Genomic DNA, 18811 nt, shown 5'->3' on the forward strand with positions numbered 1-18811 from the left:
AACACGGGCCCATTGGTCATCTGTAAAAACTTGAAAACGCGACACCCTCCAAGTTAATCAACCAACGACCAACCTATTTGGGAGACACGCCCTAGCCTGTTGAGTCTCGTTCTGCAGCGACTTGGTTCGTTGACGCGGCTTACGACGTCGGCGCCGGCGGCTCTCCTTCTTTCGTGCTGGGATGTGTTTTTCCTTCACACGATTCATGGCGAGTTAGCGCCAAAACCCCGTGACTTACGGTTCATCTTCCGCCGATGGAGAATCATCATGCCTTGAAGCCACACGAAAAAACTCACTGTGTGTTGCCGTTTCGAGCCGAATGAGCCATAGCCTGTGTGGGATGCCATTCTCCTGCTCCAACAGGCTGGGTTTCTTCGTCACCGCGTTGCCGCGGACGCTGCCGATAACCGCCCGGCAACGGATTCTCTGGGAAGGATCCGTTTTGACCCAGTGCTTCAACGTGGTGATCCCAAAACAGAATTCCATCGCGATCCATGCCTCATCAAACCGTGTCGTCGCACCATGGATCACGTGAGGCCACGAGCCGGGCTGGTTCGTGCCGATCCGGCGCGGCTCTCGCTGTTTCCATTCACCTGAGTCTGCGCAAGCGCTTGTTGTACCCGGACTGGCCCAGCAAATAGGGAAATATGGTTGAAGCCAAATGAGCTGAGTCTCCATGAAACCCAGGGCGCTTCACCGTTTTCTTCACGCTCAGGATTCCCCTTGCGGGCACGTCCCGTCGTCGAACCTGGCTTCCGATGGGATTGACTCTGAATATGTTGACTCGAGGTTTTATGCCGCTGTGAAGGACTGCGTCCATGTGTGTTTCGAACTACATGTTTCTGATGTTTCCGGTACCAATTTGGTACCATTAGGGCATGGCTATGAACTTGAGGTTACCGGAGGAGCTTGACCGACAGCTGGAGGAATTGGCTGTTGCGGAACATACTTCGAAGTCGGCTTTACTCTTGCAGGGTGCTGAGCTGTTGTTGCAGCGCCGGGGGCGAAGCCGTGACATAACTGCTGGCTTGGAGTTCGTGATGAGTCATGATGCGGAACTTCTCAAGCGCCTCGAGGATGCATGATTTCCTACCTCGATATTGAGGATGCTTTGCAGGTAGTTGACCGTTACGGCTTTCACGTTCGGGATATTGGGTTGTTGGCATCGGCTTTGGCGCGCCCGGCCGCAACGGTGATGGGTACTGAGGTTTATCCGCTGTTACCGATGAAGGCGGCGGTGCTTCTTGAATCCGCAGCTCGGTTCCATCCGTTGATAGACGGCAATAAGCGCACTGCATGGACTCTGATGGTGTTGATGTTGTGGATCAATGGATATCGCCATGACTTCACGGCCGATGACGGCTTTGATCTGGTCGTAGGGGTGGCTGCCGGTGCGGTGCAGATCGAGAGAAGTGCTGACTTGATTTCCGCTCATCTGATACCCCGGTAACCGGACTAAGCCAAGTTCTGTGGGGCGTGTTCCCGTTGGGAACACTTTTACCTCGAGACTGGTCTAGATTGCGTCGAACTGGGCCGTACTGCCGCGGTGGTTTGCGGCTTCCCTTTGTTTGCAGGGGGGATAGTCTGGTTCGAATCCCACCTTGGGCACGGTAAACCTCCTGGTCACAGGGGGTTTACGTGTTTAAGTGTTGGCACTGTGTTGACCAGCTGTTCCCCGAAGGGAGCGTTTTATGCAGCATCCGTTCAGGCGATGCTGATTTAGAAGTTGGTCCTTAGCGGCTCCTCTTCTGAGTGATTCGGGGTTTTTTTTCCCTACACACTATTCATGGCTGGGGGAGGGCAAATCCCCATGGCCTGTGGTCTGCCTTTCTCCGACGCAAAAAAATCATCAGGCCTTGACGCCGCACGTAGAAGAGTCATTTCAGGTTGACGTCCTAGGCCGAAGGAGCCGCTGCCTGGCTAGGGTCCCGTTCTCCTGCTCCAACATGCGGTTGGGTTTTTATCTCCCGCATTGCCGCTGACGCTATCGATATCTGGCCGGCAGCGGTCTCCTTGGGGGTCCATGGGGATCCAGCACGTCAACGTGGTAACCGAAAAGCAGAAGTCCTTCGCGATCTGCGCCTCACCCTTGCCGGTCACATCGATAACATCCTTGCGAAACTTTCGCCCCATGGGTAGTGAGCACGGCTAGCCTTCTTTGGCGAGCATCAGCTCGCTAGGTTAAGGAGTCAACAAAACCGGGGGCATTCCTCTGTCGTTGGGAACCCTAGGCTGTGACTGTTAGTTCAGGGTGGCGGTTTTTCACAGCTCAATTTGGCGGGTTCGATGTCTTGTAAGCTGTGAGTCGCAGCGGTAAGTGGCTCGAAGGTCATAGCGCTTTATGGCCGGTCACTTGATCTTGCACGACCATTCGTATCCGACCCACTCACAAGCGGGCGGCTGGATGCCGCTCTTACCCGTTGCGTTGCGTCATACGATTACGCGCTTTGGAGTGAGCGTTTGCGTGCATAGGAGCGCGCGGCGCGGACCCGGTCGCCGCAACGAGTTGAACACCATTGCCGGCGGGCATGGGTTCGAACGAAGAACCGCTGGCAGGAGTCTGCTTCGCAGGAGGCGAGCTGCGACGCTTCGTCACCACTGAGTAGCGAGGCGGCATCTTCGGCGATCATGGCCATGACATGTTCCACGACCTGGGTCACGGGATGGTCGGCACGCCGGGTGAATCCTGCCTGTGGGTCGAACTGCAGGAGTAGAGTGCCAGGGGCGCAGGTCAAAGCGGAGTTCAGAGCATGTACCGCGGACGTTGTGGGGACATTTGCTGTGGCGTGAGCGGTGAAGAGATCCCGCAGATCCGCGCGCAGCGCCACAAGCCGGCCCTGGCAGTGCTTGTACAGCACCGCATCCGGTCTGACCAGATCGCGCGCGACCAGCCAAGCCGTCGCGACCTCAGGAGTGCTCAGCTCGTCATAGCCCCTACCGCCAGCTACATCGCCTGCGCTGTTAACCAGTGCGAGGCTCGGATGCTCCTGGGTTCCCGGAGCGTCCGTCAACAAAGTATCAACCATGGTCCTCATGGTATCAGCACTCATTAGGCGTGAGAACCATGCTAGGCTTTCATCATGTCAAAAACCATATTTATCCATGAGGAGTTGTTGTGGAGTTGAGTCGACCGTCCGGTTCGGCGCCGTTCACCCTGTCCGTGCTCTCCGGTGGGAGTACCGGGGTGGGGTTGACCGCCCGTGACGAGCTGGAGAGCACCATCTCGCTTGCGCGGACCGCCGATAAGCGCGGATTCCATAGGTTCTGGATGTCCGAGCATCACGGGATGGGAGCAGCCTCCGTGTCCTCACCTCCGCTAATGATCGCCCGCCTTATCGCAGAGACGACGCGGGTTCGTCTTGGGGCCGGCGGGATGATGCTGCCCAACCATTCCCCGCTGCTGATCGCCGAGCAATTCGGGATGTTGGAGGCACTGGCCCCGGGCCGGATCGATCTTGGCCTCGGTCGGGCTCCAGGCACGGACGGGGCCACTGCCGCCGCGTTGCGTCGGGGAGCGGACGCCAATGATGGGTTCCCGCAACAGGTCCTGGAACTGCTCGGATTCCTGGATGATGACTTCCCGTCCGGGCACCCTTACCGGCAAGTCCACGCCGTGCCGGGCCCCTGGCAAGCGGCCGAGAACCGGGTGAGCACACCAACAGGCACACCGCAGACGTGGATGCTGGGCTCCTCGCCGTACTCGGCTCAACTGGCGGGACAGCTCGGTCGTCCGTACGCGTTCGCCCTGCAGTTCGGCGACGCCGACGTCGACACGGCGATGCGCCTCTACCGTGAGAACTTCCAGCCCTCCGATGCCCTCGCCAAGCCCCATACATTGGTCAGCGTGAGCGTGGCGATCAGTGAGGACCCGGCCGAGGCAAGGCGTCAGGCAGGCACATCGGCGATGGCAATGCTGCGCATGTTCAAACGTGAAGGCTACCTGCTGCTACCTCCGGACGAGGTCCAGGCTTACCAGCCCACCATGCAGGAGCGGCACATTCTCGACGCCTACACCGATCGCAGTTTCCACGGCACGCCCGAGACGGTCGCCGACCGGCTCGAAGACCTTCACGCGCGCACCGGAGCGGACGAGGTGATGCTCGTCGTCGGCGGGCACTGCGCCTCCCTCGACCGGGAAGGGATCAGCCTGATCGCCGATCACTACGCCATGCCCCGCTCGGAAATACCACTCCCGGTAGCCGCGCAGTAACACCCACCCGGAATTGCACCCGTTCCACCCACTTCTCACACAACCCTCTTGAAGGAGAACCCCATGTCCGCACCACGCAGAGCACTCATTGTGATTGATGCCCAGCAGGAATACTTCGACGGTCTCCTCCCGATCCGGTTCCCGGCCCGCGAGGACTCCATCGTCAGCATTAAGACGGCGATCGACGCCGCCCAGCAGGCAGACCTACCCGTCGTGCTTGTCCAGCACGAACTCCCGGCAGAAGCACCCGTGTTCGCTTCCGGATCATCGACCTGGCAGAACCACCCCACGGTCGCCGCCTGCGAGGACGCCGCAGCCAAGCGCATCAGCAAGCAGTTCTCCAGCATTTTTGCGAACACCGAGCTCGAAGCCTGGCTGCGCGAGGAGAACATCGACACGATTACCCTCACCGGTTACATGACCAACAACTGCGTGATCGCCTCCGCTGCAGCTGCGGAGCCCCTCGGCTTCGCCGTCGAAGTCCTCTCCGACGCGACAGGGGCGATCGACCTGTCCAACGATGCCGGTACTGCGCCGGCACGCCAGGTCCACGAAACCCTCATGGCGCTTCTGCACTCGAACTGGGCCGCCGTCACCGACACCGCAACTTGGACCGCAGCATTGAGTACCAGTGATGCCCTGACCAAGAGCGACCTCGTCACCTCCGCCAACTAACCCGCAGATTTCATGAAGCCGGGGCTGTTTTGACGGCGCGTTAATGAGGTGAAAGGGTGCTCTTTGCCGGGAAAATAGAGGTGTCTAAGCCACTATTTTCTCGTTGCAAGGTCGTGATGTCCGGCATCGTGATGATCATCCTAGGCATCACCCTAGGCATCGAAAAATCGTCATGCTCGGCAACTGACCATCCCGCGAAGGTCATAGTCACACGCACCGGGCAGTTTCTCAGTGGGGGATTGTCACAGTTTTCTTGGAAGTGGGACGCCGGATTGCCGCGTGCTTTCTGGAATTGCTCATTGGCCAAGGCACGCGGTTTTTTAGGGGGAGGGGATGAGCACTTTGTCGCTGATTTGGGCCCAACCGGTTTTGACTTTTTCTGTGTCGGACCCGTCAGCCAGGAGTGTTGCTGTTGCTCCGCCAGCTGCGCCCATTTCGAGAATTTCGCCGCATCCCATTTGCCAGGTGGAGTTGTTGCCGGGGGTGCCAGCCCCTGCCGTCCCCTGTCTAGGCGCCACCTTCGTTCTTTGCCTAAGGCTAAGTAGACCTGCCAAACGCATCATATGGATAGCTGGATAGTCAGTTCCCTGCTGGTTGATGCATTGGTTGTTTGGTTGGCTGGGTTTTCTGATGCTGGTGCCAGCTGGAATCGTCGGTGGGACTGCCTCAATATTCATCAACCGGAAAGTCACGAGGAAGCGAGATGGTTCACTTCCTTGAAACCTTTCCACGAGACGGCCTCCGTCTGGCGCTAGCTGGAAAGGCGAGGCTTTAGTTGTCTCTCCGCGAGGTCACGGCTCTCCTCGGCAATCTTGATAACCCTGTCAATTACGGTCCGGGTGCTCACCCGGGTTCGTGCTTCGGGTCTCGTCAGGATGTCGATGTGGCGGCCAAGGACAAGTCCCTCGATCGGGCGCAGCACCACGTGCTCCCGAAAATATGGAATCAGTCCGGTGTAGCGAGGCAGCAGACCCACCATGCGGGTCTTGGCAATTATTGCCGCCACTAAATTGAACTCATTCACACGGTGCGTAATTTGGATTGGGGTGCCCGCGCTGGCAAACGTCGCCTGCACGAGGAGTGGTTCCAGGGCAAAACCCTCATGCGCGGCCACCCAGGTTTCACCCACCAGATCAGCCAGGCGCACCGTCCCGCGTTGAGCCAATGGATGTTCCCGGTGGATCGCCAAGTCAATCGGTTCCTGCAGCACGGGTGTCACATGCACCCTGCGGCTAGGCCAAGGATCTGAGGCCAGCGGACGGTGGGCGATCACCACGTCGTGGTCGCCCACCAGATCGACGAACCCGTTGATCGATACGTCCTCGTCCCGGCATCGCACCATCGGACCGCCGGGATCACCAAGGCTGCTGGCGATGAGCGCTGGAAACCACGCCAGGCCGGCACTGTGAAAAGCGGTGACGGAAACTGGCTCCCGGCGCGCCAAGAGATACTCGGAGACGGAGTTCTTTGCGCGGGCGAGGGATTCCAGCACATCACCACCTGCATCTGCCAGCCGTTCCCCTGCGGGTGTGAGCACCAGCACGCGGCCCCGCTGCTCGGTAAGGGGAATCGGAATTCCCCGCTGCAGCGAGGCAAGTTGCTGGGACACCGCAGAGGGGGAAAGATGCAGTGCCTGTGCCACCGCCGTGACTGAGCCCCGGTCCCTGAGTTCACGCAATGTGCGGAGCTGATGTACTTCCATGAAGGAAACCTTACGGGATATTGAAGTCGATGCCCGTTGTTCTGCATGAACTAGCTCCCTACAGTAAAAGCATGATCTCCCCTGTGCCTTCGACTCCCCGCATGCTCCCGGACTTGATACTTCTGATCGTCGCCATCGTATGGGGCGGAAGCTATGTGGCTACCCAGGATTTGGCGGTGGCCTCGTCAGCCGCCGCGGTGATGTGTGTCCGCTTCGCACCCGCAGCGGTGATCTTGTTGTGTGTGAACCTTGCCCGACCGCGAGTTCGACTCCGGGACTTGGCGCTTCCCGGCATCCTGCTTGGAACACTCCGTTCCGCGACCATCACGCTGGAAACGATTGGTGTGACCCTGACCAGTGCCACCAACGCAGGACTGATCATTGCTCTGTCCATTCTTCTCACGCCGATAATTGAATCAGCACTCGTTAAAAGACGGCTTTCCCCCTCCCTGATCGCAAGCATCCTGCTTGCCCTTACTGGAATTGTGATGCTTGTGGGCGGGCAAGGTTTCTCCGGGTTCAACCTCGGCGATGGACTCATGCTCGTCGCTGCAGCAACACGGGCACTGCTCGGTGTTGCCGAGGCACGGTTTACCGTCGGCAGGGACACCGACGTGCTGGGATTGACCACGGTCGAGATCTTGTTTGGCGCGGTCATATTCGCCGTGTGGGGTGGAAACTCGCTGCTGGCGCATCTGCCCGGCTTCAGTGTTGCTAATTGGCTCACGATTGCCTATCTGTGTCTCGGGTGCACCATCTTCGCGTTTCTGGGGCAGCTGTGGGCAACGAAGCACACCTCGGCTTCACGTGCAGGCATGCTTCTCGGCACCGAACCCGGGTGGGCGCTCCTCATCGGAGTGGTTCTCGCGGGAGACAGGATTGGCGCACTCGGGTACGTGGGTGCCATGGTGCTCCTCGTGGCAACTTGGTGGGGTGCACGCGCTGAACAGCGTTGGCGCGGCAGCAATCCGTCCTGCCAAAAGGTCTCAACCCCGACGGTGTGAACTGCCCCGGAATTAATGCCACCGCCTATTTTGATGAAGGTGGGCATGCTGACCGCCGGCTGTTTATTTTCGGGTACACAATTGCCAGGGGTGCGTTTCGGGGGCTGCGTGTAGTTGCGGCGTCGACGGCATTGGTCATGTTCAGGATGCGCAATGGGCGGGCAAAATCAAGGGTGTCTTTGCCTCGTTCGGCGGCGATCCTCATTGCCAATAGTGCTTCGCTGACTGCTGCTTGGATGGCTGGTCCATCGGGTTCTTCGAGGGTCGCCCGGGCGACGTTGTCGGGTGATCGTCCCTCATTGCGCGGCAAACGCGGTTCAGTTGTAGTCCGCGGTGATGGTGCGGGTCATGCCGTCAAGTCGGATGGTGCCGCCGTGCGGGACGATCCACTGCGGTCGTGTGTGACCAAACGGTACTCCGACGCAGACCACCGCGTTGGGGTTATAGCGTGTGATTTGTTCAACGACTGCTTCGCGCTGATCGGTCCGCAGTCGTGTGCGCTCGTCCAGGCTTGGGCGGGGTGAATGCATCTCGCTGACTGGTGGCCGGGCGATAATCACGCCGGCGGCGACTTCGAGAACACCTCGTTCGCCTAGTGCACGTACCCACCGCTTCACCTTGTCCGCGGAAGGAGCTTCTTCGCTGGTTTCAAGCAGAAGGATCGAACCTGCGAGGTCATCTGTGGGGGGCATCCGGTCAGCCAGTGCTATCTGATCGATGACTTCGATGCAGCCACCCCAGGTCCGGCCTTCAGCAATCGACTCTGGTCCAGTCCAGGTCCAGGGCTCGCTTGGTTCGCGCAGACCGAACTCGTTGAGCGCGCGGGGGTCTGTCCAAGGGATGCCGTAATCTTCCGACTCGCCAGGTTCTGTTAGCTCGAGCTTGCCACCATTTATGAGTGCTGCGCGCAGCGAGATTAGGTGCACCTCGTCAGGGTGAGGGCCCGCGCCAAGATGTACTTGTGTAGAGCCACCATAGAAGCTGGGGATTCCGAGGTTCCAAAGCATGTTGTGAAGGTTGGTGTTGTCGCTGTACCCCACAAACGGCTTCGGATTTGCTGCAAGTACCTCGCGGTCAATGTGCGGGATGACCGTGATTTGGTCGTCGCCGCCTATGGTCGCCAAGACAGCCCGAATCGTCGGGTCGGCAAAAGCTGCGGTGATGTCGTTTGCGCGCGCCTCGGCGCTGGCGCCCAGCAGTCGTGTTGTGGGGTATTCGACGGGTACCAGTCCCGTAAACTCTTTCAGCCGTCGCATCGCCTGCTCGTGCACAGCCTCCGATACGGCAGGAGCTGCGAAAGCCGGAGAGAGGATGGCTACATGATCACCCGGCCTGGCCTTGGGGAGTCGGCTAAATGGCTGCGAAATCATGAGTCAATTGAATCAGACAACTTCCTGCGCATCGTGCGCTGACCGCCCAGCTGACGGGAAACTCTGAACCGTGAGCGTGAACACTTGCAGCGCGGCCTGACGTCCATGGCACCAGCGGTTTAATGCGGGGGAAAGGTCGGCGACAAGATCTCCATCCGGGAACGCCACCCCGAAACCACCGATCGAGCCGTTGCCGGGGGTTGAGGGCGAACGAAACTGGTCCACCCACCTGATGGGTACGACGCCGAGCAGATGCGTGAGGTGTTGACTGCGCAGATCGAATCAGTTCCGGGGGACCTGCGGGACTCCCTGACGTGGGACCAAGGCATCAAAATGCGGGTCCGGAAAACCGTGGGGATGGATACCGGCATCGATATCCACTTCTGGGCGCCGCACGCATCCTGGCAGCGGATCATCAATAAAATCACCAACGGACTCCTGCGCCAATATTCCCCAAAGGCACTGATGTGGGTATCCATGGTGCTGTGGATTTGGACTGGGTCGCCGCCGAGCTCAACCTCAGACCACGCAAGCGGCTGCAGTGCAGGAAACCGGTTGAACTGATCGAACCCCTCCTGTTGCAATGTGTGGGGTCATCAGCGGACAGGCAGGGGTGAGGTGGGAAAAATAAACCATTTGACGCTAACGTTTTGCCGGGGGCCGCAACGGCCTGTATTCACCTGGCTCGGCGAGCGTGCTTGTGTTGCTGACCGTCGGTCTGCGCCGGCTTCCTTCAGTTGCGTGGTGTGGACGCGACCCGACGCGCCAGGTCGGTGCCCGGTGCCACTAGCCGGTCCACGGTGTCGAAGACGAACTGCTGCATTGCGGCCGCGGCTGCTGAGGGTCCGACGTTGTTGCGTCGGGCCAGATTGACGGTCCGTGTCAGCGAGGGCTTCACCAGGCGTGCGCTGTGCAGCGCGGGGCGGTCAATGACCACCATGGCCGGCACCACAGCCACGCCCAGTCCCCGTTCGACGAACCGCAGCACGGCGTCCATCTCGGCGCCCTCGACGGCGATTGTCGGAGTGAGTCCGCGGCCGGCGAATGCCGCATCGGTGGCGACGCGCAGCTCGTAGCTGCGGTTGAACGCCACTTGCGGGAGGCGAGCCAGCTCTTCCAGCGCAAGTTCGTCCGGCGTCGCCGATCCGGCAGCTGAAACGACCACGAGCTCCTCGGAAAGCAGCGGGATCAGCTCGGTGCCAGCCGCAGTGGGTTCCACTCCACGGGTGACCACCAGGGCCAGATCCAGAGCGCTTTCATTCAGGGCGTCCATCAGGAAACGCGAACCCCCCTCCATGACGTGCAGCTCCACCCCGGGATGCGCACTGCGGAAGGCGGCCAGCACATCGGCGAGCAGCGAGACGCACAGGGTGGGCGGGGCGCCGAGCCGAACCCGGCCGCGGCGCAACCCCGCGAGCTCATCCAGCTGTTCCCGGGCGGTCTGCGCGTCAGCGAGCATGCGCCGGGCGATGGGCAGGAGCAGCTCTCCCGCATTTGTCAGGGTCGCCCCTGACGGTTCGCGGTGAAAAAGGACGGCGCCGAGATCGGCCTCGAGTGCGGCAATCTGGCGGCTCAGGGACGGTTGGGCGAGATACAGCTGCTCGGCCGCGCGTGTGAAATGCCCCACTCGAGCGAGCGCCTCAAAGGAGCGCAACTGGTCCAACTTCATTCTCATAGCGTAAACGCATGACGCTGAGTCAAACAATTCATTGGAGACATAACGCGTGCAAGCCTACCGTTGTAAGCATGAACCTCCACCACACTTCTGAACGTCTCATGTCCACTTCAGTGCTGGTCATCGGCACCGGCGGCGCCGGGCTGCGCGCCTCGATCGAACTCGCCGAACGGGGCGTCCAGGTGCTGGCGGTGGGCAAACGCCGCAAGCACGACGCCCACACCACCCTGGCAGCCGGCGGCATCAACGCCGCCTTGGGCACCATGGACCCCGAGGACAGCTGGCAACAGCACGCCGCCGACACCCTCCGCGAGTCCTACTTCCTGGCCGACCCGGCCATCGTCGAAACCGTGGCGCGCAACGCCGCCCGCGGCATCGAAGACCTCGAACAATGGGGGATGCCGTTCGCGAGGGAGCAGGACGGACGCATCTCCCAGCGCTTCTTCGGCGCCCACAAGTACCGCCGCACCGCCTATGCCGGGGACTACACCGGTCTGGAGATCCAGCGCACCCTCATGCGCCGGGCGGCAGAGCTGAATATACCGATCATTGACACCGTCTACATCACCCGCCTGCTCGTCGCCGACGGCACGATCTTCGGCGCCTACGGATTCGACGTCGTGGACGGCACCCCCGTGCAGATCCACGCCGACGCGGTCATCCTGGCCGCAGGCGGGCACACCCGCATTTGGCGCCACACCTCCTCCCGCCGTGACGAGAACACCGGGGACTCCTTTCGGCTGGCAGCGCTGGCCGGCGCCCGGATACGCGACGCGGAACTGGTCCAATTCCACCCCTCGGGCCTATTGGAGCCCGACGACGCCGCCGGCACCCTCGTCTCCGAAGCCGCGCGCGGGGAGGGCGGCATACTTACCAACGCGCTCGGTGAACGATTCATGGAACGCTATGATCCCGAGCGCATGGAGCTCTCCACCCGGGACAGGGTTGCCCTTGCCGCATTCACTGAGGTGGCCGAGGGCCGCGGAACCAAGAACGGCGGAGTCCACCTGGATGTCTCCCATCTGCCGCGAGAGACCATCCTGGAAAAGCTCCCGCGGGTTTACCGCACGCTGATCGATCTGCAGATGCTGGACATCACTACGGACAAAATGGAGATCGCCCCCACTGCCCACTACTCGATGGGCGGGGTCTGGGTGTCACCGGAAGACCACGGAACGGGAGTGGCCGGACTATACGCGATCGGCGAAGCCTCCTCGGGCCTGCACGGCGCCAACCGCTTGGGTGGCAATTCGCTGATTGAACTGCTCGTCTATGGGCGCATCACCGGAGAGCACGTTGCCGGGTATGTAACCGCCCGCACCGAAGTTCGCCGGGATCCCGCCGCCGTCGGACTGGCCCGCACCGAAATGCAATCACTGCTGAACGGCAACGGAACCGAGTCGGTGCGGCGGCTGCAGCGCGAGCTGCGCAACCTCATGACCGACCATGCCGGTGTGGTGCGCACCGGGCAGGGACTGCAGGAGGGGTTGGACAAGCTGGCCGTTCTGGAGGACCGTGCCCAGCACGTCACTGCCCATCCAGACATTGCCGGCTTCGATGACTTGGCCCACGCCTATGACCTGCTGGGCTCCCTGCTGGCTGCACGAGCCACCTTGGAGTGTGCACTCGAACGCCGGGAGACCCGCGGGGCCCACAACCGTGCGGATTTCCCTGCGACGGATCCCGCCTTGCAGGGCAACTTCGTCTGGTCTCCAGCCGAGGGGGTCAGCTTTGAAGCGCTGGCCCCGGCTCCGGATTCCTTCCGTGCACTGGCTGAGGCTCACTCCGACGACTCCGTCGCCGGCAAACTCGTCGAGTAAAACGCACAATTCCGGGCACCTGGAGTGGACGCGCGGCCTCGGGGCCATTCAGCTGTCCCAGCGTCGTCATCCGAAGTCCTCTTTACGGATTTCAATACAGTCTGCATGGCCCTTCCGTGTCCGGAAGCCGATGGGCTTCCGGGGGCCTACAGAAAACATTCTGGACTTGGGCAAGCGCTGGCAGCCTGATGGGGCGGGAACAACCTCGTTGTAACCAAGCTCAACCTGACCTGGTCGCTGGGGATGCAAAGGATTTTATAGGTGAAGTCGGCCTCGGCGAGGTCAAACTCAGCATGGGTGAATTAGTGGCGGCATCGAGGTCAATCCAGTGGGATTTCAGAGCCTTTGGGTAAAAGTTGGAAGCACACCTTGTTCGATGTGCCGTTGTCGGCGGTCGGGGGATCCGTGGTTCGGCGCCCTCCCGCAGTTAGGCCTGGAAATAGGGGTGCTACGTTGAATGGCTCCCGACGTCCATGCACGTCTCCGGGGGTGCCGTTTTCAAATGAATGTTGTTACTGGTTGACCGGTGCGGATTCGAGTACGCCGGGAAGGTCCTTGACACTTTCCAGCACCCAGCTGTGGGGGTGCTGCTCGAGCTGCGCACGATCCAGTGCCCCGGTAAGGACCCCGAGCCCGTTCACGCCTGCATGGTGGGCCGCCAGCAGGTCGACCACTGTGTCACCGCCAGCAATCACCCGGCGCACATCTTGCACACCCGTGGCTTCCATGACCCGATGGATCATGTATGGCGCGGGCCTGCCCGCGGCCACTTCGTCGCTGGTGACCACGGCGTCGAGCAACCGGCCTTCGCCAGTGCCCCAACCCAAGGTTTCAAGTATTGGCGCGGCGACGTCGCGAGAGAAGCCCGTGGTCAGGCCGATCTTAATTCCCCGAGACTTGAGCGTGCGCATGGCATCCTCTACCCCCGGAAGGGCCACCGGCCGGTTGGCCGCATAACGCCGTGCCAACAGGGCACGGAAATGGTCGAACTGCCGGGCCACCAGGTCCGGCTCCGCAGTGACGCCGCCAAGTTCCAGCAGTGCGGCAATGGCCTCGGTCTTGTCCGCTCCCATCCAGGTCTGCAGGTCGGTGGCATCCACACTGGCTCCGGCGGCCGTAACCGAATCCTCGAGGGCGCGGTAGACGATCCCATGCTCATCGACAGTGGTTCCAGCCATGTCCAAAACGACAAGTTCGATCATTGTTTCCATCCTTTGGTTGTTCAATACTCAGGTTGTTTGATGTTCAGGGCGTTGACGGGACACGCGCCATGGCGGATCTGGATGCCCTGGTGTTTTCGATGACAAAGTTCGCCAGATGCGGCAGGTAGCGGTCATCGGAGCATTCCAGGATGCGTCCATTTGCGGCGTAGGTCAGCCGGTGCTCGCGCAATAACGGTGATCCCACGGCCACACCCAGCAGGGAGGCATCCGTCTCGTCGGCACCTACGGCATCAATTACATGCCGCCCCCGGGTCAGGTCCACGCCCCGGGACAGCAGGTATCCGAAGATCGAACCGCTGTCGGTGTCAAAATCAAAAAGTGCGTTGCCGATGTCCGCAACGAAGTTGCTGCGTTCGACCATGGTCGGATTCCCGTCGAGCAAACGCAGCCGCAGAACCTGGATGACTAGGTCCCCTGGTTCAAGGAGCATTTTCCCTGCCAGGTCCTCGCTCGCGGGGCGCCGGGCAATCTCCAACGTCCGTTGCCCCGGTTCCCGGCCCAGAGACTGTGCCCATTCAGTGAAGGACATGAAGGTGGTGAAGGACTGGGACGGCACCGGACGGGCGACCACCGGGGGCTTTCCGCGGCCCCCGGCAATCATGCCCTCGCTGCGCAGGCTCGACAATGCCTGGCGGACCGTTCCACGGGAGACTCCGTTTTGGGCACAAAGCTCCGCCTCGCTGGGCAGCGGCTCGCCTTCTTTCCAGTCACCGGAGGAGATCTTCTCACGGAACAAATCACTCAGACGCTGGTGGATGGGTTCATCGGATGTTGACAGCACGTACTTGAGCATACAAGTGGATATGGCGTAATTCCGTGCATTTTGGTGAATTTGCAATGAACGAGCAGTGAAGGAATCATTGCCGAAATGAATCATAGGTAAACTTGTCTGAACAAGTGCCGTTTTCGCTTGAAAAGGATCCGGGGACCGGCAAACATCAATGCCGTGAACATCTTTGATATGAAATCCGAGGCCCCTGTAGCACCGGTGGCAAGTACCGACGTTCTGGTTGTCGGAGCCGGCATTATTGGTCTGGCCCATGCGGCGCTGGCCCAGCAAGCAGGCCTGAGCGTGACCGTCATTGAACGCGACCACCGTGCGGTGGGTGCCTCGATCCGAAACTTCGGCCACGCCTGCATCACTGCCCAGCACGGCGACCTCTACGATATGGCCCAGGTGGCCCGCAGGCACTGGCTCGATTTCGCGGCCAAGGCAGGGTTCTGGGCCATCGAGTCAGGTGCCCTGGTGGTTGCCGCCACCGAAACCGAGTTTCAGTTGCTACGTGAATTCTCCGCGTCCCGGCCCGAGGGCCAGGTGTTGGTGTTGGGCGCCGAGGAAGTCAGTGCCAAGTTGGGCCGCGAAAACGCCGCGGGGATCCGTGGCGGTGCTTTCCTCGCCGATGATTTGCGCGTGGACCCGCGAACCACTGTGGGCACCCTGGCAACATGGCTCAACGGTCAGGAAGGCGCGGCAGTGCACTTCAACACCACCGCCCAAAGTTTCGGGGACGGCACCGAGCGCAAGGCGCGCATTGAGACCAGCCGCGGCGCCTTCGAGGCGGACCATGTCTTCATCTGCGTCGGCCACGACGTGGACCACCTGTTCCCGGCGATTGCCGCCGAGCACCGGATCATCCGTTGTGCCTTACAAATGGCAGCAGCCCACGCCCCGGACAGCACCACGATCATTCCGGCCGTGCTCACCGCGACCTCCATGCTGCGCTACGACGCCTTCACCCACATGCCCTCGGCCAAGGAGCTGCGCGCCGAAGTCGAAACCAACCGCCCCGAGCTGCTGAAAATTGACGCCAATGTGATGTTCACCCAGCGTCCCAACGGCACCCTGCTGCTGGGGGACTCGCACTCCTATGACCTGACCCAAGACCCGTTCCTGGACGAATCCACCACCGGGAAGTTGCTGCAGACCGCCGCGCAGGTGCTGGACGTCGAGTCCTTCACCATCACCGAACGCTGGCAGGGCATCTACGCCTCCTCCAAGGTGGCCCCGTTCCTGGTCCGCGAGGTCACCGAGGCCATCACCCTTGTCTCGGTGACCAGCGGAATCGGCATGACCATCTCCTTCGGCTTGGCAGAGGCAAACCTTGCCGCGCGCCCCGCACCCCGGCAGACCGCCACCACCAACCTTTAAGGACCTGATCCACCATGAAAATTCCCCGCACCTTTGCCATATCCCTGGCCACCGTCGCCGCCCTCACCATGGCCGGGTGTTCCTCCGCCGAGGCTCCGGTCAACGCAGGCGCGAACTCCTTCTGCCCGACCGGGGAACTGAAATTCGGCATCGAACCCTTCGAGGACCCGTCCAAGCTCGAACCCGCCTACCAGGTGCTGGCCGCCGCCCTGGGTCAGAGACTGAACTGCACGGTGGAAGTCCAGGTCGTCGAGGACTACGCCGCCGAGGTCCTCTCGATGCGCAACGGCAAGCTCGACATTGGCCAGTTTGGCCCCATGGGTTACGTCTTTGCCTCCACCAAAGCCAATGCCGAACCGCTGGTGTCCTTCGGGACCGCGGACGGCAAGCTCTCCTCATACACAGCCGGCATTTGGGTATCAAAGGATTCACCAATCAAAAGCATCCAGGAGCTACGCGGAAAGGACCTGGCCCTCGGCTCAGTTGGTTCCACCAGCGGGGACGTCCTGCCACGCTTTGGCCTGAAAAGGGCAGGCCTCGCCGAGGACGAAGTGAACATGAACTACGCCGGCGGGCACCCCGAAGCTCTGTTGGCACTCACCAAGGGCACGGTCGACGCGGCCCAAATCAATTCCCAGACTGTGGCCAGCGCGCAGGAATCGGGCAACTTCGATCCCACGGGCTTCAGACAGATATGGGAGAGCGAAGCCATTCCCAACGATCCAATCACAGTCTCAGCCGACGCCGACCCAGCCTTCAAGACCGCCGTCAAGGAGGCGCTGCTGAACCTGGCCCCGGCGGACATCGAGGCGGTCGGCAAGTTCCTTGACGTCAGCCCCGCCGGACCTCTGGTCAAGGTCACCAAGGAGACCTACACCCCACTCTTTGACCTGGCCCAGACCATGGGCCTGACCGAAAAGGACATCTAGTGGCCACGCAGCATTTCTTCCCGCTGGCTTCCCAGGCCGGTATGTCCAGCGAACCAATCCTGCAGGTACAAAACCTCACCAAGTCCTTTGGCGGCCGCACCGTCCTGGACGGGGTCGATTTTACCCTTACCCGCGGCTCCGTGGTCGCATTCCTTGGGGCCAACGGGTCAGGCAAGTCCACCACGCTCAAATGCATTATAGGGCTGGAAACCCCTGAAGCCGGATCCATCACGCTCGGCGGCACTGAATTGACAACCCTGCGTGGCACCGACTTGGCCAAGGCACGCTCTTCAGTGGCCATGGTCTTCCAGAAAATCCACCTTGTCCCGCGCCGCACCGCGCTGGAAAACGTCTGTGCCGGCGCGCTGGGCCGGCTGGGAGGACCAGCTTCCCTGAGCCCGATGTTCTTTCCGCGCGAACTGAAAGAAGAAGCCATGGCCGCCCTGGCCCGCGTGGGCATGGCTGACCATGCCCACCAGAAGGCAGGACGCCTCTCCGGCGGACAAGCCCAGCGCGTGGCCGTGGCCCGGGCCCTGTGTCAACGCGCTTCCGTTTTACTCGCTGACGAGCCGGTCTCCGCCCTTGACCCGCGAGCCGCCGAAGAAGTTATGGCACTGTTGGCAGAACTGGCCCACGAAGAAAACCTAGCCGTGGCAGCGGTGCTCCACCAGCCAGACCTGGCCCTGCGCCACGCAGATAACGTCATAGGCCTCATCAATGGCCGCATCGAATACTGCGGGCAGATCGCCGGTCTCGACGCCTCCATGCAGTCCCGCCTCTACACCCCGAATCGAGCAGCGGCATGAGCACGCCAACCGCATCACTGCCGGTACCCAAGATCCCCAACGCCGGATGGCGAATCACTTCGGCCCTCACCGCCCTCGTGGTTTTCATCGTCCTGCACATTTTCGCGTTTCGCGGCACCGAATTCGAGCCCGCCGCGCTGGTCTCCGGAGCGGAGGGCATGGCGTCCTTCCTTGCCGACGCGTTCCCGCCGGACCTCGACTGGGAATCCGTGCTGGCCCCGGCGCTGAAGGCCACCACCGTGACGCTGTGGATCGGCTTGCTGGGCACCACGCTCTCGATCCCCACCTCCCTGCTGCTGGCCATGTTCGCCGCACGAACCACCACACCGCATCCGGTCATTCAGCAGATGGCACGCGCGGCCCTCTCTTTCTTCCGCGCAGTGCCCGACATCGTGTTCGCGCTCATTTTCGTCACCGCCGTCGGGTTGGGCCCCTTCGCCGGGGTGCTGGCCCTGATCTGCCACAACACCGGTGTCATGGGCAAGCTCTGGGCCGAGTCCATGGAGGAAAGCGATGCAGGCCCCCTACAGGCACTGTCGACGGCCGGAGCCTCCCGTCTCCAACAAGTCACCCATGCCGCCCTTCCCATGGTCCTGGGCCAATTCGTCGGGTTGCTGCTCTACCGCTTTGACGTGAACGTCCGCTCCTCCCTGGTCCTGGGCCTGGTCGGAGCCGGCGGCATCGGTCTGCTAATCAACCAATCCATCAAGTCCTTCCAGTTCGATGCAATGCTCACCCAAATCCTGGTGGTGCTGGTCCTGATCGTCCTGGTCGACCAACTCTCCTCGTTCATCAGGCGCAGGCTCGAAGTTTAGGAGACGCCCGCATCCCGAAACTCCTACTGCGGGACCACCCACACGCCAGGCCCGTGGAAGTGCGGTGCCGGCGACTTCCCCTAATGACAATGGGTTCTTGAAAACGGGGTCTTTGCGCTTCTGAGAAGATGGCACCTTTGAGCAGGGGCTCAGACACACTAACTGTTGCCGGGGAGCGGCAAGAGCTGGCTGCCTGTTGGCAAGATTTTGCCCAGGAACGGGGCTGTTGTTCCACCGGTGCCCAGCGGCGGGCCCGACATTCGATTGATGGGTGATCCAGCAACAGGTCATCGAGCATGCCGATAGTCCCTGCGAAGCGGGGACTATTGAAGATCCCATTGTGGATAATCCACAAGGGCAACATGGACTAATGGACACGGCCACGCTTGCATGTCCTTGTATTCTGGAAAGGCATGCCGGCACGGAAGCATTT

16 protein-coding genes are annotated in these 18811 nt (G+C 61.3%); 10 read left to right on the plus strand and 6 right to left on the minus strand.

Going from position 1 to position 18811, the window contains the following annotated elements:
• Positions 1-884: 884 nt before the first annotated feature.
• Together ACFUCV_RS06100 and ACFUCV_RS06105 are read left to right on the plus strand one after the other, a co-directional pair.
• Positions 885-1085, plus strand: a complete 201-nt coding sequence (locus ACFUCV_RS06100) for a ribbon-helix-helix protein, CopG family (protein WP_380813849.1) — start codon at positions 885-887, stop codon at positions 1083-1085.
• Complete coding sequence (locus tag ACFUCV_RS06105) at positions 1082-1450, plus strand: type II toxin-antitoxin system death-on-curing family toxin (RefSeq protein WP_380813363.1); 369 nt, start codon at positions 1082-1084, stop codon at positions 1448-1450. Before ACFUCV_RS06100 ends, ACFUCV_RS06105 begins: the two co-directional genes overlap by 4 nt.
• A 988-nt stretch (positions 1451-2438) precedes the next feature.
• Here the strand turns inward: ACFUCV_RS06105 and ACFUCV_RS06110 are convergent.
• Positions 2439-3026, minus strand: coding sequence for a CGNR zinc finger domain-containing protein (locus tag ACFUCV_RS06110; protein WP_380813370.1), 588 nt, complete (start codon positions 3024-3026; stop codon positions 2439-2441).
• 134 nt (positions 3027-3160) lie between these two features.
• Between ACFUCV_RS06110 and ACFUCV_RS06115 the strand changes: the two genes are divergently transcribed.
• Positions 3161-4210 (plus strand): LLM class flavin-dependent oxidoreductase, encoded by a 1050-nt coding sequence (locus ACFUCV_RS06115; protein ID WP_380813851.1) that lies wholly within the window; start codon positions 3161-3163, stop codon positions 4208-4210.
• Positions 4211-4273: 63 nt separating this feature from the next.
• The gene (locus ACFUCV_RS06120) at positions 4274-4885 is read left to right on the plus strand and encodes a cysteine hydrolase family protein (RefSeq protein ID WP_380813376.1); all 612 of its coding nucleotides are present in this window, start codon (positions 4274-4276) and stop codon (positions 4883-4885) included.
• Between the two features lie 751 nt (positions 4886-5636).
• On the opposite strand, the gene ACFUCV_RS06125 is transcribed toward ACFUCV_RS06120, so the two are convergent.
• On the minus strand, positions 5637-6587 hold the full coding sequence (locus ACFUCV_RS06125) for a LysR family transcriptional regulator (protein WP_380813379.1): 951 nt from the start codon (positions 6585-6587) through the stop codon (positions 5637-5639).
• Between the two features lie 71 nt (positions 6588-6658).
• Here ACFUCV_RS06125 and ACFUCV_RS06130 point away from each other — a divergent pair, with 71 nt between their 5' ends.
• Positions 6659-7591, plus strand: coding sequence for a DMT family transporter (locus tag ACFUCV_RS06130; protein WP_380813386.1), 933 nt, complete (start codon positions 6659-6661; stop codon positions 7589-7591).
• A 317-nt stretch (positions 7592-7908) separates the two neighbouring features.
• Here ACFUCV_RS06130 and ACFUCV_RS06135 read toward each other — a convergent pair whose 3' ends face one another.
• Both ACFUCV_RS06135 and ACFUCV_RS06140 read right to left on the minus strand, forming a co-directional pair.
• A complete protein-coding gene (locus ACFUCV_RS06135; RefSeq protein WP_380813393.1) occupies positions 7909-8961 on the minus strand; it encodes a S66 peptidase family protein in 1053 nt (350 codons plus the stop codon).
• A gap of 733 nt (positions 8962-9694) precedes the next feature.
• Positions 9695-10636, minus strand: coding sequence for a LysR family transcriptional regulator (locus ACFUCV_RS06140; RefSeq protein WP_380813398.1), 942 nt, complete (start codon positions 10634-10636; stop codon positions 9695-9697).
• Between the two features lie 71 nt (positions 10637-10707).
• Between ACFUCV_RS06140 and ACFUCV_RS06145 the strand changes: the two genes are divergently transcribed.
• Positions 10708-12456 (plus strand): L-aspartate oxidase, encoded by a 1749-nt coding sequence (locus ACFUCV_RS06145; RefSeq protein ID WP_380813401.1) that lies wholly within the window; start codon positions 10708-10710, stop codon positions 12454-12456.
• Between the two features lie 512 nt (positions 12457-12968).
• Here the strand turns inward: ACFUCV_RS06145 and ACFUCV_RS06150 are convergent.
• Together ACFUCV_RS06150 and ACFUCV_RS06155 are read right to left on the minus strand one after the other, a co-directional pair.
• Positions 12969-13658, minus strand: a complete 690-nt coding sequence (locus ACFUCV_RS06150; protein ID WP_380813403.1) for a phosphonatase-like hydrolase — start codon at positions 13656-13658, stop codon at positions 12969-12971.
• 43 nt (positions 13659-13701) lie between these two features.
• A complete protein-coding gene (locus tag ACFUCV_RS06155) occupies positions 13702-14460 on the minus strand; it encodes a GntR family transcriptional regulator (RefSeq protein WP_380813406.1) in 759 nt (252 codons plus the stop codon).
• 165 nt (positions 14461-14625) lie between these two features.
• Between ACFUCV_RS06155 and ACFUCV_RS06160 the strand changes: the two genes are divergently transcribed.
• From ACFUCV_RS06160 to phnE, 4 genes are read left to right on the plus strand one after another with little or no spacing between them, the layout of a single operon-like run.
• Positions 14626-15828 carry a TIGR03364 family FAD-dependent oxidoreductase gene (locus ACFUCV_RS06160; protein WP_380813408.1) on the plus strand — a complete coding sequence of 401 codons (1203 nt, stop codon included), beginning with the start codon at positions 14626-14628 and terminating at the stop codon, positions 15826-15828.
• A 14-nt stretch (positions 15829-15842) separates the two neighbouring features.
• Entirely contained in the window at positions 15843-16757 is a 915-nt protein-coding gene (locus ACFUCV_RS06165; RefSeq protein ID WP_380813410.1) for a phosphate/phosphite/phosphonate ABC transporter substrate-binding protein, read from the plus strand.
• On the plus strand, positions 16757-17563 hold the full coding sequence (locus ACFUCV_RS06170; protein ID WP_380813412.1) for a phosphonate ABC transporter ATP-binding protein: 807 nt from the start codon (positions 16757-16759) through the stop codon (positions 17561-17563). The genes ACFUCV_RS06165 and ACFUCV_RS06170 overlap by 1 nt, the downstream gene beginning before the upstream one ends.
• A complete protein-coding gene (phnE, locus tag ACFUCV_RS06175; RefSeq protein ID WP_380813415.1) occupies positions 17560-18378 on the plus strand; it encodes a phosphonate ABC transporter, permease protein PhnE in 819 nt (272 codons plus the stop codon). The genes ACFUCV_RS06170 and phnE overlap by 4 nt, the downstream gene beginning before the upstream one ends.
• The last annotated feature ends 433 nt before the right edge of the window (positions 18379-18811 follow it).

The sequence above is a fragment of the Specibacter sp. NPDC057265 genome (genome assembly GCF_042668835.1).
Classification (GTDB): Bacteria; Actinomycetota; Actinomycetes; order Actinomycetales; family Micrococcaceae; genus Specibacter.